Here is a 12,726-nt window from a genome sequence, read left to right as displayed (position 1 = left end):
CCCCGAACAAAATCTATCTCATTGATTACGCAGCGACCCTGTGGGCGCGGGCTTGCCCCGCGAACACCGGCAAAGCCGGTGTCAGCTACCGCGTGGCCCCATTCGCGGGCCTGCGAGCCTGTGCAGATCGCCCAATAAATACGGCGTTTTGGCCAATTCTACTGCCCGCCGCCACCTCGTACGCTGAGCCCATCAAACAACAGCAAAAAGGAACGCCTTCGTGACTGAATACAAAATTGCCCTGGTAGGTTTTGGCGGTGTCAACAGAGGCCTCGCCCAACTGATTGCAACGAGCAACGACAGCTGGCAGGCCACCCTCGGCTTCAGCCTGAAGATCGTCGGCGTCACCGACCTGTTCCTCGGCTCGCTGGTCGACCGCAATGGCCTGGACGCTGCCGCACTGGCGGCCTTGCCAGCCGAAAAGGGCGCGTTTGCACAGCTGCCAGGCGGCACCGCCGAGGCGTTCAACGAAACCGTCATCAAGCAGTCCGGCGCCGACATCATCGCCGAGGCCACCTTCACCAACCCGGTCGATGGTGAGCCGGCCGCCACCTTCTGCCGCTGGGCGCTGGAGAGCGGCATCCATGTGGTGACCACCAACAAAGGGCCGATTGCCTTGCACGGGGCCGAGCTCAAGGCGCTGGCCCAGCGGCACAACGTTGCGTTCGAATACGAAGGCGCGGTGATGAGCGGCACGCCGGTGATCCGCCTGGCCAAGCAGGCCCTGGCGGGTGCGCAGATACAAGGCTTCGAGGGCATTCTCAACGGCACCTCCAACTATGTCCTGACCCGCATGAAAGACGGCTTGTCGTTCGCCGATGCCGTGGCCCAGGCGCAGCAGCTGGGGTATGCCGAAGCCGACCCGACGGCCGACGTCGAAGGCTATGACGTGCGCCTGAAGGTGGTGATCCTGGCCAATGAGTTGCTGGATGCACGCTTGAGCGTCAGCGATGTGACGTGCTCGGGCATCAGCGGCATCAGCGCGTCGGACATCGTCAAGGCGCAGGCCAGCGGCCAGTGCTGGAAGCTGATCGGTGCTGCCAGCAAGGCGGCTGACGGTGCGGTGTCTGCGAGTGTCGAAGCCCGCTTGCTGCCACTTGAGCATCCGCTTGCCGGCATCAGCGGCGCAATTAATGCGGTGTCGTTCGACACCGGGCTGCTGGGCGCTGTCACGGTGTCCGGGCCGGGCGCAGGGCGCATCGAGACGGCCTACGCCTTGCTCTCCGACATCATTGCCCTGCACACCACCCACCGTCAGTAACGGAGCCTTTATGAGCGTATCTCGCATGGCCAGTGTTCACGCTGTAGCGCCAAGCCACATAGACGTGTTCAGCCCCTTTGACGGTCGCCTGGTGGGGCGTGTGCCCTGCCTGGACGCCAGTGCAGTGCCCGCCTTGCTGGCGCGTGCACGGGCGGGGTGCCTTGAAAGTGCAGCAATGCCCCGGCACCGTCGCGCGCGCATTCTGGAAGAGGCGGCGCGGTTGGTGGAAGCCGATGCTGCCGCGTTCGCCGAGCTGATCGTGGCCGAAGCCGGTAAAACCCTGCGTCAGGCCCAGAAGGAGGTAAAGCGCTGTGTGAACACGCTGAAGCTGTCCGCCGAGGAGGCGCGGCGCAATGCCGGCGAAGTGGTGCCGTTCGAAGCCTATGAAGGCTCCGAGGCCCGCCAGGGCTGGTTCAGCCGCGAACCGCTGGGGCTGATTGTGGCGATCACGCCCTACAACGACCCGCTGAACCTGGTGGCGCACAAGTTGGGCCCGGCGATTGCCGGTGGCAATGCGGTGATCCTCAAGCCGTCCGAATTGGCGCCGCTGTCGGCGTTGAAACTGGTCGATTGCCTGGTACAGGCCGGGCTCGGCGAAAACGTGGTGACTACCGCCACCGGCGGTGTCGAACTGGGCAAGGCGCTGGTCGAACTGCGCGAGGTGCGCATGGTTTCCTTCACCGGCGGCTTTGCCACCGGCGAGTCGATCGCCCGCAGCGCAGGGTTGAAAAAACTTGCCATGGACCTGGGCGGCAATGCGCCTGTGCTGGTGCTGGCGGACTGCGACTTGGGGCCGACGGTGGAGTCCTGTGTCTCGGGTGCTTTCTGGGCGGCGGGGCAGAACTGCATCGGCACGCAACGGATCCTCGTGCAGCGCGCGGTGTACGCGGCATTCCGCGAACAGTTCGTGGCGCAGTCCAAGGCGTTGCAGCTGGGTGACCCGGCGAACCTGGAAACGGATGTCGGCCCCATGGTCACCGAACAGGCGGCCCGTCGCACCGAGCAGTGGGTGGACGAGGCGCTGGGGCAGGGTGCAACGCTGCTTTGTGGCCATCGCCGGCAAGGCGCCCTGTATGCGCCCACTGTGCTGGAGCAGGTCAGCCACAGCAGCCGTATCTGGCTACAGGAAGTGTTCGCGCCGGTGGCGATCCTTGAGCCGTTCGACACCTTGGATGAGGCCGTTGCCCTGGCCAATGCGCCGGAATACAGCCTGCATGCGGGGGTGTTTACCCGGGACCTGTCGACGGCGCTGAAGCTGGCGCGGCGGATCGAGGCAGGGGGCGTGATGATCAACGACTCGTCCGATTACCGCTTCGACGCCATGCCGTTTGGCGGCTTCAAGTACGGCAGCCTCGGCCGCGAAGGGGTGCGCTTTGCCTATGAAGACATGACCCAGCCCAAGGTGGTGTGCATCAACCATCTGGATTCGCAGTAACGGCCTGGCTGGCCTTGACTCTCCTGTTACGGGCAGCCTTTACCCTGAAGGCTTCACGTTCAGGATGTGGTCATGATGAGTAAGCGCGTACTGGTGGTGCTGGGCCACCCTTCTGGCGATAGTTTCTGCGGTGCTTTGGCCGCGCGTTACGTCGAGGCAGCCAGCAGTGCCGGGCATGATGTACGGGTGTTACGCCTTGGTGCCTTGAACTTCGACCCGGTGCTGCGCGAAGGCTACAGGCAGGTTCAGCCACTGGAGCCCGACCTGCTCAAGGCCCAGGCAGACATCACCTGGGCTGAGCACCTGGCCTTCATCTACCCGATTTGGTGGGGCGGTATTCCCGCTTTGATGAAAGGTTTTTTCGACCGGGTGTTCCTGCCCGGTTTTGCTTTCCAGTACCGCGCAGGCAAGGCCTTCCCCGAGCAACGCCTGAAAGGGCGAACGGCGCATCTGCTGGTAACGATGGACACTCCCGCGTGGTATTACAGATGGGTTTACCGCATGCCTGGCCTTCATCAGGTACGCAAGACGACGTTGCAGTTCTGCGGCATAAAACCCTTGAAGACCCTGACGTTCGGGCCGCTGCTCGGCTCCAGCCCGCAGCAACGCGAAGCCTGGCTCGCGAAGGCCAACAGTATCGCCAGCCGCTGACCAGGCCCGGGTGGTTCCCGATCCGGCAGCGCTATGTGAAGATGCGGCGCACCCGAACGAAAAGGACGTTCATGTACATCGGCAAAGCCGCCCAGCTGTCGGGCACCACGATCAAGACCATCCGCCACTATGAAGCGATTGGCCTGCTGCCGCCGCCCGAGCGTCAGGGAAAGTACCGCGTTTACAACCAGCAAAGCATTGAGCTGCTGACGCTCATCAAATGCGCGCAGCAGTTGGGCTTCAAACTCAAGGAAATGCAGGCGATCCTCCAGGGGCACCGTGGGCAAGCGTTGCCGTGGGCGCTGGTGGGCAAGGCCATTGCCGACAAGAAGTTTGAAGTGATGGCGCAGATCAGTGGGTTGCAGCAGGTGTACGCGGGGCTTGAAGCGTTTGAAGCCAGCCTTGAGGGTGCCAGCTATCAGTGCGGCGCTGAGCGCCTGCCAGTCATTTCAGGATCAGGGGGTTCTTGAAATCACACCGGTCATGTATTGGTTCAGGTCGCGAAAATCGTTAACGCTCCAGGCGTGCGGCGGTATTTTTACGCCGTTCTCTTGCAGCGTCTTTGGAATCAAGTTGCCATTTGGGCGAAGTATCACCGACGCGACGATAACGCCTGGATACTGGCTCAGCCGCTATTTGAAGGCTGCACTTGTAAGGTCGGGTGTTGGCGGGTTGCTTTTATTGGCCAGCGGCCCAGTGCCCTGGGGTAGTGGTGTTGAATCTGGTTTTGCAGCATCCCGCTCTTCCTTGGGTGACAGTGCAGGGGCAATACCGAACAGTCCGAAGATGCGTTGTGGCGATTGTTCTGTAGGGTTTGATAGGGGCGTTAGTGTACCGGCATTCTGTGGGAGTGAATGTACGTCGGGAGATCGGGTGAGGGCGGCTAGGTGCTTGTCTTTGGTTTTTACAGCGCCTATGAGATCGAGCGCCGCGCGGGCGGCGCTCGATGTACGCCCCACCACTAATCCCACGACAGGCACCTGGCAGCCCTCACCCATATAACAATTAACCATCCAGTTACTTCACCCCAACTAATCCCCAATAACTAATATGGCGTGTCGCCATATCAACTTTATATGTCCCCTCCATGATAGTTAAGAAATCCATGAACTAATTATTTGTCCTTAGCGATTCCACCGTCTGCACAGCATCACCAGAATGCCCGCCCTCAATTTGAACCGTCAGCCTGACGCGATGGCCACAAAGTTGGCCACGGGGGCTGTCGGCCAGCCTATGGCCCATTCTCTGGGCTGATGTAACCCACACCGAATGCTTGGAAAGGAAAGTGTCATGGGAATGACAAGGCGTAAATTTTTGATTGGCGGCGGCGTCGTGGCCGCTGCGGCGGGTGCGGGTATTCTGACGCCTATGCTGACCCGCGAAGGTCGGTTGATCCCCGGCAAACCGCGCTTCGGTTTTGTACAGGGCACCGAGGGCACGCTGCCCAAGCAAGCGGACGTGGTCGTTGTTGGCGCTGGCATTTTGGGGCTCATGACCGCGATCAACCTCGTCGAGCGTGGCCTCTCCGTCGTTGTCGTCGAAAAAGGTGAGATTGCCGGCGAGCAGTCGTGCCGGTTCTATGGTCAGGTCATGACCTACAAGATGCCTGATGCGACGTTCCAGTTGCACCACCTGGCCAAGCAACGCTGGCGTGAAATGAACGCCAAAGTAGGTGCGGATACCAGCTATCGCACACAAGGCCGGGTCGAAGTGCCTTTCGATGAAGAAGACCTGGAAGGCGTCAGAAAGTGGATCGATCTGAAAACCCGCGAAGTCGGCTCGGACATCCCCTTCAAGACGCGCATCATCCAAGGCAATGAGCTCGATCAACGGCTGCGCGGCTCAGCCTCCAGCTGGAAGGTCGCAGGCTTCGAGGAAGACTCCGGTAGCCTGGACGCCGAGCGCGCCTCGTATGTCATGGCCGAGTACGCCAAGAAAATGGGTGTGCGTATCTACACCCACTGCGCGGCAAGGGGCCTGGAAACCCAGGCAGGTGCCATCTCTGATGTGGTGACCGAGAAGGGCGCCATTCGCGCGTCTCGCGTGATCGTCGCGGGCGGTGCCTGGTCCCGGTTGTTCATGCAGAACCTGGGCGTCGACGTGCCAACCTTGCCCGCCTACCAATCCCAGCAAATCATCAGCGCTGCGCCCCGTGCCCCGGGGGGCAACGTTGCATTGCCGGGGAATATCTACTTCCGCGAGCAGGCTGACGGTACCTACGCCACCTCGCCGCGCGTTGTCGTTGCGCCGGTGGTCAAAGAGTCGTTCATGTATGGCTACAAATACCTGCCACTGCTGGCCATCCCAGACTTCCCGGTACACATCTCGCTGAACAAGCAGCTGATCGACTCGTTCACTCAGCCAACCAGCTGGAGGCTGGATGAGGTGTCGCCGTTCGAGAAGAACAGGCTGATGACTGCGGCCCCTGACATTCCAGAGCTCGATGCATCCCTGGCCAAACTCAAGGTCGAATTCCCTGCCTTCAACGACTCGAAGCTGATCGATCAGTGGAGCGGCGCCATGGCCATTGCGCCGGATGAGAACCCCATCATTTCGACGGTCAAAGAATACCCTGGCCTGGTCATCAACACCGCGACCGGCTGGGGCATGACGGAGAGCCCGGTGTCCTCCGAGTTGACGGTTGACCTGCTGCTGGGCAAGGCGCCAGTGCTTGATCCAGAGCCGTTTAGCTTGTATCGATTCTAAACCTGCTACGACAATGGAATGACCCGTGCACGCGTCATCGATGCGTGCGCATCACCCTTGGTAATCATTTAGGAGAAACACATGAAGGTCGCTTTCAAGACCGTTGCTGCATTGGCCCTGACGATCGCCGGTGCCGGGAGCGTTCATGCACAGGATGTTGTGCGCCATAGCGCAGGTAGTTTCCCCATTTCGGCCGCTGTGGAAGTGCCTGCTGGCAAGACAGTCGTTTACCTGAGCGGCTCCGTTCCGTCGGTCATCCACCCCGACGCCGCCAAGGATTCGCTGGAGTCCTTCGGTGATACCAAAGCGCAGACCATCAATGTGCTTGAAAACATCCAGAAGCAGCTCAAAGACCTCGGTCTGGGCCTCAAGGATGTGGTGAAGATGCAGGTATTCCTGGTAGGCGGGCCGGAGAACGGCGGCAAGATGGACTTCGACGGCTTCATGGCCGGCTACACCCAGTTCTTCGGGCCAGCGGCCAATCAGCCAGTACTGCCTGCCCGCTCGGCGTTCCAGATTGCAGGCTTGGCACACCCAGCCTGGCGCGTCGAGATCGAAGTCACGGCGGTTCGTCCCTGACAAGACCGTTGCTTGAAGCAGGCGTGGCTCAGCCACGCCTGCCTGCGTACCTTGCCTCAGCGTGGGTTGACCACCGCAGCCGAGGTGCGCAGCACCAGCAAGGCGCCCAAGGCGATCACCAACGACAACAAGTAGAGCGCCAGGCTGGCGCTTTGAGTGTTGTCGCGCATCCAGCCGATCAGGTAAGGCGCGACAAACGCCGCCACGCTGCCCAGCGAGCTGATCAGGGCCAACCCCGGCGCCAGTATCGGCCCGGCCAGGTAGGCCGGAGGCAATTGCCAGAACATCGGCAACGCACTGCTGGCACCCATGCCAGCAATGGCCAGGCCTGTCATCACCCACAGCGGTGACTGCGGCTGCAGGCCGGTCAGGGTCAACCCCACCGCGCACATCAGAATCGGCACGCACAGGTGCCAGCGCCGCTCTTTGTGGTGGTCGGAAGAGCGCCCCACGGCAATCATGAAGAAACACCCGGCCAGATAGGGCAGTGCACTGAGCAGGCCGATCTGGCTGTCGTGGGCAACGCCCGCGCCGTGGATCAGGGTCGGCATCCAGAACGCCAGGGTGTTGACCGCCAGCATGACCGCGAAATAGATCGCCACCAGCAGCCAGACCTGGCCATTGGCAAAGATCCCGCGCCAGGAACTGATCTGTTTGCGTGCTTCTTCACGGGCCAGCGTCTGGCGCAGGGCGTGCTTCTGTTCGTCGCTGAGCCAGCGTGCGTCTTCGATGCGGTCGTCCAGCCGCGCCAGTATCACCAGGCCCAAGGCCACGACCGGCAGGCCTTCGATCAAAAACATCCACTGCCACCCGCGCAGCCCGGCGGTGTCTTGCATGTGTTCGAGGATCCAGCCCGATACCGGGCCGCCGACCACGCCGGCCATGGGGACTGCCAGGGTGAACAGGGCGGTGATCGAGGCCCGGCGCCCGGCCGGGAACCAGCGGTAGAGGTAGACCAGAATGCCCGGGAAGAAACCGGCCTCGGCCACCCCCAGGCCGAAACGCAGGGCATAGAAGCCGTGGGCGCTTTCAATCAGCAGCATGGCGCTGGAGAGCAGCCCCCAGGTCACCATCATCAGGGCGATCCAGCGCCGTGGGCCGAGCTTGTCGAGCACCAGGTTTGCCGGCACGCCGAACATCGCGTAGGCGATGAAGAACAGCCCGGCACCCAGGCCGTAGACGGTGTCGGAGAACTGCAGGTCGTTGCTCATCTGCAGCTTGGCGAAGCCGATGTTGATGCGGTCCAGGTGGGCGAAAACGTAGCTGATCAGCAGCAGCGGCATGATCCGCCAACTGATCTGGCGGTGGGTATTGGCAGTGCTCTGCGCGTGTTGCAGAGACTCGAAGGTCTGGCTCATGGGGTTACCTCGAAGGGCAGGTGTAAGGGGGTCACCAGAGTTTCAGGGTGTAGCTGAGGATCAGCCGGTTCTCGTCCATGTCGCTGGCGTAGCTGGAGCGATAGGCCGCGTTGCGCCAACGCACGCCCAGCCCTTGGAAGTAGCCGGCCTGGATGACGTAGGCGAGGTCTGTGTCGCGTTCCCACTCATGGCCGTCGGCCGCGCGGGTGCGGATGTCGTCGCCGCGCACGTAGCGGGTCATGAAGCTCAGCCCGGGTAGCCCGAGGGCGGCGAAGTTGTAGTCATAGCGGGCTTGCCACGACACTTCGCCGGCGCTGGTGAAGGTGCCGATCGTGACCAGGTTGGCGGTGTAGGGCGGGGTGTAGCCGTTCAGGGTGGGGAAGGCATCGTTGCCGTACATGCGCTGGTAGCCCACGCCGACCTTGTGCGCACCCACGCTGAGGGTGCTCATCATGTTGAAGTTGCGGTTGTCGACGCTGCCGGCCTTGGCAGTGCCGGCGCTGGTGCTGTCGAAGTAACGCAGGTCGGTGAGCAGCGACAACCCCGACCCTAATGGCAGCGTGTGCACCAGGCCGTAGAAGTCTTGCCGGTACACGTCATGCAGCTCGCCGCGAAAGGCACTGGCGATCAAGCCGTGGCCCACGTCATAACTGGCGCCCAGCACATCGAAGGCGCCGCTGTCGAACGCGGCGCTGCGCCCGGCCAGGTACATGCGGTCGCTGCCCGACGACTCACGGGTGCGCGAGCGCCAGAGCTGCCCGGCGGTCAGGGTCAGCCGCTCGACGTCCTGCGATTGCAGCAGCGCGCCATCGAACGTCTGGGGCATCAGGCGCATGTCATCGCGAAAGACCACGGGCAGCGTCGGGGTGAGGATGCCGACATCGAGGCGGGTCTTCGACACCCGCAGCTTGCCGGTGACACCCATGTGGCTGAAGTCGTCCACCGGCCGGCCTGACTGCGAACCGAAGGGCAGCGTGCCGTCCCCGCTGCGGCCGCGCCCCGAGTCGAGCTTGACCCCCAGCAGGCCCAGGTAGTCCAGGCCAACGCCGACCGGCCCTTCGGTGAAGCCCGATTGCATTCGCAGCATGAAGGCTTGCGACCAGTTGCCGACCTGGGAAGCCTGGGCCCCGTGCTGGCGATAATCGCGGTTCTGGTAGAAGTTGCGCAGCTCCAGGCTGCCCTGGCTGTCGCCGATGAAGTCGGCGCGGGCTGGCAGTGGCAAGGCCAGCGCTGCCACCAGCGCCAGGCGCAGGCAGGTGATAGCCGGTTCAGGCTTGAACATGTGATGTCCCTTTTATTGTTGTTATGGACGGCGGCCAGCGCTGCCTTCAGCCGACCTTGCGGCTGTCGTGCTGGCGCTCGGCATCGGCGCGTTTCTTCAGGTAGAGGCGGGTGGCGACGGCAGGGGCGTCGCTGGCCACGGATATTTCGTAGTGATGGTCGTCGCGGTCGTCGAGCGCGGCCTCCAGTGCACCGAGGCCTTCCACGTCTTCGTTGAAGGCGGCGAACAGCTGCTCGTGCATGTACTCGCCCAGGGCTTCGTCGTGCTGGGCGAAGTCGCGCCCATGGACGATGAAGTAGTGCAGGCTGTTGGCGGTTTCCGGGGTCAGGATATGCGCGGTGCGGATGTGGAACTGCTGGCGCTGCTCCAGCGGCTGGGCGCTGTCGTAGAAGGTCACGCTGACCCGGTGCAGCCCCGGCGAAAGAAACTCCGACGTGGCAATGCGTGCCGCGCTGGGGCAGCCTTCCAGCCCTGTGGTCTTGCCCCACACTGGCGACAGGGTGGTCGGCACCACTTCGCGGATCAGGGTGTAATGGCCTTCCTTGAGGTCCAGCTTGTAGGGCGCGCTGGCGTAGTCCGGGGTGCCGATGGTGTTGGCATGCAGGAAGCTCAGGTGGGTCAGGTCCATGAGGTTTTCATGCAGGCTGACGTAGTTGCCCGGGTGATGGAAATACCCGGAGGTGCAGGCCCAGGCCGGGTCGTCGATCCATGCCTGATGGGGGATCTGCGCCGCGTCGGCGAGGGCTTCCTCGCCCAGCCAGATCCACAGTAACGGCCCTTGGCGCACCAGCGGGTAGCGGCGTACGCCAATACCACGTGGGCAGTTTTTCTGTGACGGCACCTCGGTCAGGTCGCCGGCGGCGTCGTAGCGGAAGCCGTGGTAGCCACAGACGATGGTGTCGCCTTGCAGATGGCTGCGCGAGAGCGGGAACGAGCGGTGCGCGCAGCGGTCTTCCAGGGCGACCGGCTCGCCTGCCTCTGTGCGGTACATCACCACGCGGCGGTCGAGCAGGCGCCGGGCCAGCAAGTGCCGGCCGACTTCATCGTCAAAGGCGGCGACATACCACTCGTTGTAGATGAACGGGGTCTCGCGGTTGGCCATCGGTTCGCTGGCTTTGCGGGCATGCGCAATGAGGTTGCTGGTGGGCAGTGACATGGGGATGCTCCTTGAAGAAGGGTGAGGCGGTTCAGAGGTCCAGCACCAGGCTGTCGCCCAGGGCACGCGAGACGCAGATCATCAGGCTGTGGCCTGCGGCCCTGTCGGCATCCGAGAGGATCAGGTCGCGGTGGTCTGGCACGCCTGCGCAGACGCGGGTCTGGCAACTGCCGCAGATGCCGGCCCGGCACGAAAACGGCAGCTCGATGCCGTGGGCCTCGAGGGCTTCGAGGATGCTTTGCTGGGGGGCGACCCAGATGCTGCGGTCGCTGAGGTTCAGGTGCACGGTGAAGCCACGGTCGCCCTCGGCGCTGGCCGGTGCGGCGCTGAAGCGTTCGATGTGCAGGCGATCGGCGTGTGGCCCGGCAGCGGCTTGCAAAGCGTCGAGCATCGGCGCTGGCCCGCAGGCGTACAGGTGCTCGTCATCGCGCAGGGTGTCGAGCAGTTGCGCGGTATCCAGATGGCCGCCCGCTTCGTCGTCGAAGTGCAGTTGCACCCGGGTAGGGTCCAGGGCGCGCAGGGTTTCGTAGAACGCGGCGCGTTGCCGGTTGCGGGCGCTGTACACCAATCGCCAGTCCTTGTCGTGCGCCTGGCACCAGCGCAGCATCGCCAGTATCGGCGTGATGCCGATGCCGCCCGCCACCAGGCAATAGCGTTGCAGGTGCTCGTCCAGCCCGAAGTGGTTGCGCGGCAGGCTGCTGGCGAGGGTGTCGCCCAGGCGCAGTTGCTGATGGATGAAACGCGAGCCGCCGCGGCTATCAGGTGCCAGGCCCACGCCGATCAGGTAGCGGTCGCGTTCATCGGGCGCGTTGAGCAGTGAGTAGTGGCGCGGCAGGTCGCCTGCGACGAGGATTTCCAGGTGGGCACCCGCGCTGAAGGGCGGCAGTGCCCGGCCATCGTCTGCACGCAGCTCGATCAGTGCCACGTCCTTGGCTTCTGCGGCGTAGCGCGTGACGCGCAGGTTCAGTGGGTGCTGGTTCATGGGTGTTCCCGATCATTGTCGTTGTCGGGGCCAGCTTACGGACGTGCGTTTGCCAGGGCTGTCACCCGTGAGGTGGACAAGGCCGAGGATTGGCGGCAGACTGATAGTTAATAGGTTAACTATTTATCGGGCGCTGTTTGCCCGAGCCAATAACAATAAATAGCCGAGTGCCGCCATGATTCGTCTCAGCACCCCACAGGCATCGACCTTGCCCGCGCAAATTCGCGCTTTCAGCGACCTGACCCGCACGTTGGGCACGCCTGGCTTTCCCGCTGCGTTGCTGGACTGCCTGGGCCAGTGGGCGGCCTGCGAGCATTTTTCCGTGTTGCGCATGGACGGGGCGCGGCCGCAACTGCTGGCGGCCGGCACCCGCCACCCTGACGCCAGCCTGGTGCTGCGCTGCGGCCGGGCGTACATCGAGCACTACCATCGTTATGACCCCTTGTTCGAGCCGTTGAAGGAGTCCCCCGGGCAGGTCGGCCACCTGCTGGCCCAGGACATCCGCCATGGGCCATACCGCGAGGCGATCTACCAGCGCAATGGCATGATCGAACGGTTGTCCAGCGTGTACCTGGACGAACAGGCGCGCCCGGTGCAGTTCAACCTCTACCGGCACCACGATCAGGGTTTTTTCAACGACCAGGAATTGCAGATGTGCGAAGCGCTCAGCCCGGCGCTGCTGCAGCTGTTGCGCGGGCACCTGGCGCTGAACAGCCTGAACCCGGTCAAGAACCCTCAGCAGCAGTTGCTGCAGCGCTGCCCCGAGCTCACCACGCAAGAGTTGAACATCTGTGCCCGCCTGCTACAGGGCATGACCCACGCTGGCATCGCCGCCGACCTGGGCATCAAGGAAAGTACTGTGAAGACTTACCGTAACCGGGCCTTCGACCGGCTAGGCATCCATTTTCGCAGCCAGCTGTTCGCGTTGTTCTCGGCCCAGGGGTAGGGCGCCCTGGCAGCACGATCAAATGTGCTTGTCGGGAGATGGAGTGATGGCGGCTAGGTGCCTGTCTTGGGTTTGGAGGTGGGGCAGATATCGAGCGCCGCCCGCGCGGCGCATCGCGACGCAAGGCCGCTCCTACATTTGTTTCGGGCCAGTCATGTCTGTGCCAGCGCGCGCGAGCCCTTGTTTGTACGGCGCGAAATCGAGGCGGGCGCCAAGGGGCCGCGCGCCAATGCTTCAGGCGTAACTGGCCCGAAACAAATGGACTGCCCCCAAAAAGTTGGACAGTTCTATGCTGCCGCCTGGGTCCTGTACTCGACAGGGCTCAGGCCATTGAGCCTCAGCTTGATGCGGTCATGGTTGTAGTAGTGGA

General features: G+C 63.1%; 12 protein-coding genes and 1 pseudogene. 7 read left to right on the top strand and 6 right to left on the bottom strand.

Annotation, left to right across the window (positions count from 1 at the left end):
* Window positions 1–220 precede the first annotated feature (220 nt).
* The 4 genes from HU770_RS03685 to HU770_RS03670 all read left to right on the top strand — a co-directional run bounded on the left by HU770_RS03685 (window position 221) and on the right by HU770_RS03670 (window position 3,817).
* Window positions 221–1,261: a homoserine dehydrogenase gene (locus HU770_RS03685; protein ID WP_186663058.1), complete on the top strand. Its 1,041-nt coding sequence runs from the start codon at window positions 221–223 to the stop codon at window positions 1,259–1,261.
* A 10-nt stretch (window positions 1,262–1,271) separates the two neighbouring features.
* Window positions 1,272–2,696: an aldehyde dehydrogenase family protein gene (locus tag HU770_RS03680; protein WP_186660989.1), complete on the top strand. Its 1,425-nt coding sequence runs from the start codon at window positions 1,272–1,274 to the stop codon at window positions 2,694–2,696.
* 72 nt (window positions 2,697–2,768) lie between these two features.
* Window positions 2,769–3,347: an NAD(P)H-dependent oxidoreductase gene (locus HU770_RS03675; protein WP_186660987.1), complete on the top strand. Its 579-nt coding sequence runs from the start codon at window positions 2,769–2,771 to the stop codon at window positions 3,345–3,347.
* 71 nt (window positions 3,348–3,418) lie between these two features.
* Window positions 3,419–3,817, top strand: a complete 399-nt coding sequence (locus HU770_RS03670) for a MerR family transcriptional regulator (protein WP_186660985.1) — start codon at window positions 3,419–3,421, stop codon at window positions 3,815–3,817.
* Here HU770_RS03670 and HU770_RS27005 read toward each other — a convergent pair.
* Window positions 3,803–4,051, bottom strand: a pseudogene (locus HU770_RS27005) (cytochrome C); the annotation flags it as partial. The gene HU770_RS03670 and the pseudogene HU770_RS27005 sit on opposite strands and share 15 nt — an antisense overlap.
* 586 nt (window positions 4,052–4,637) lie before the next feature.
* Between HU770_RS27005 and HU770_RS03665 the strand changes: the two are divergent.
* Window positions 4,638–6,053, top strand: a complete 1,416-nt coding sequence (locus HU770_RS03665) for an FAD-binding oxidoreductase (protein WP_033698595.1) — start codon at window positions 4,638–4,640, stop codon at window positions 6,051–6,053.
* 81 nt (window positions 6,054–6,134) lie between these two features.
* Entirely contained in the window at window positions 6,135–6,632 is a 498-nt protein-coding gene (locus tag HU770_RS03660) for a RidA family protein (protein WP_186663057.1), read from the top strand.
* A 56-nt stretch (window positions 6,633–6,688) separates the two neighbouring features.
* On the opposite strand, the gene HU770_RS03655 is transcribed toward HU770_RS03660, so the two are convergent.
* From HU770_RS03655 to HU770_RS03640, 4 genes are read right to left on the bottom strand one after another with little or no spacing between them, the layout of a single operon-like run.
* Complete coding sequence (locus tag HU770_RS03655) at window positions 6,689–7,990, bottom strand: MFS transporter (RefSeq protein WP_186663056.1); 1,302 nt, start codon at window positions 7,988–7,990, stop codon at window positions 6,689–6,691.
* Window positions 7,991–8,021: 31 nt separating this feature from the next.
* A complete protein-coding gene (locus HU770_RS03650) occupies window positions 8,022–9,272 on the bottom strand; it encodes an OprD family porin (protein WP_186663055.1) in 1,251 nt (416 codons plus the stop codon).
* Window positions 9,273–9,318: 46 nt separating this feature from the next.
* Entirely contained in the window at window positions 9,319–10,428 is a 1,110-nt protein-coding gene (locus HU770_RS03645) for an aromatic ring-hydroxylating dioxygenase subunit alpha (RefSeq protein ID WP_186663054.1), read from the bottom strand.
* A 31-nt stretch (window positions 10,429–10,459) separates the two neighbouring features.
* Window positions 10,460–11,410 (bottom strand): PDR/VanB family oxidoreductase, encoded by a 951-nt coding sequence (locus tag HU770_RS03640; protein ID WP_186663053.1) that lies wholly within the window; start codon window positions 11,408–11,410, stop codon window positions 10,460–10,462.
* 175 nt (window positions 11,411–11,585) lie between these two features.
* Between HU770_RS03640 and HU770_RS03635 the strand changes: the two genes are divergently transcribed.
* Window positions 11,586–12,356 carry a helix-turn-helix transcriptional regulator gene (locus HU770_RS03635; RefSeq protein ID WP_186663052.1) on the top strand — a complete coding sequence of 257 codons (771 nt, stop codon included), beginning with the start codon at window positions 11,586–11,588 and terminating at the stop codon, window positions 12,354–12,356.
* Between the two features lie 287 nt (window positions 12,357–12,643).
* Here the strand turns inward: HU770_RS03635 and HU770_RS03630 are convergent.
* The coding region (locus HU770_RS03630; RefSeq protein ID WP_186653653.1) for an IS3 family transposase at window positions 12,644–12,726 on the bottom strand (83 nt) is incomplete at its 5' end.

This window comes from Pseudomonas sp. SWRI68, assembly GCF_014269165.1.
GTDB classification, from domain to species: domain Bacteria; phylum Pseudomonadota; class Gammaproteobacteria; order Pseudomonadales; family Pseudomonadaceae; genus Aquipseudomonas; species Aquipseudomonas capeferrum.
The sequence above is the reverse complement of the archived record's forward strand: the minus strand, read 5'-3'. Positions and strand labels throughout refer to the sequence as shown.

Bases quoted from the DNA above. Each gene is read 5' to 3' on its own strand.
- HU770_RS03680 (WP_186660989.1), top strand. From the start codon at position 1,272: ATGAGCGTATCTCGCATGGCCAGTGTTCACGCTGTAGCGCCAAGCCAC.
- HU770_RS03675 (WP_186660987.1), top strand. From the start codon at position 2,769: ATGATGAGTAAGCGCGTACTGGTGGTGCTGGGCCACCCTTCTGGCGAT.
- HU770_RS03670 (WP_186660985.1), top strand. From the start codon at position 3,419: ATGTACATCGGCAAAGCCGCCCAGCTGTCGGGCACCACGATCAAGACC.
- HU770_RS03665 (WP_033698595.1), top strand. From the start codon at position 4,638: ATGGGAATGACAAGGCGTAAATTTTTGATTGGCGGCGGCGTCGTGGCC.
- HU770_RS03660 (WP_186663057.1), top strand. From the start codon at position 6,135: ATGAAGGTCGCTTTCAAGACCGTTGCTGCATTGGCCCTGACGATCGCC.
- HU770_RS03655 (WP_186663056.1), bottom strand. From the start codon at position 7,990: ATGAGCCAGACCTTCGAGTCTCTGCAACACGCGCAGAGCACTGCCAAT.
- HU770_RS03650 (WP_186663055.1), bottom strand. From the start codon at position 9,272: ATGTTCAAGCCTGAACCGGCTATCACCTGCCTGCGCCTGGCGCTGGTG.
- HU770_RS03645 (WP_186663054.1), bottom strand. From the start codon at position 10,428: ATGTCACTGCCCACCAGCAACCTCATTGCGCATGCCCGCAAAGCCAGC.
- HU770_RS03640 (WP_186663053.1), bottom strand. From the start codon at position 11,410: ATGAACCAGCACCCACTGAACCTGCGCGTCACGCGCTACGCCGCAGAA.
- HU770_RS03635 (WP_186663052.1), top strand. From the start codon at position 11,586: ATGATTCGTCTCAGCACCCCACAGGCATCGACCTTGCCCGCGCAAATT.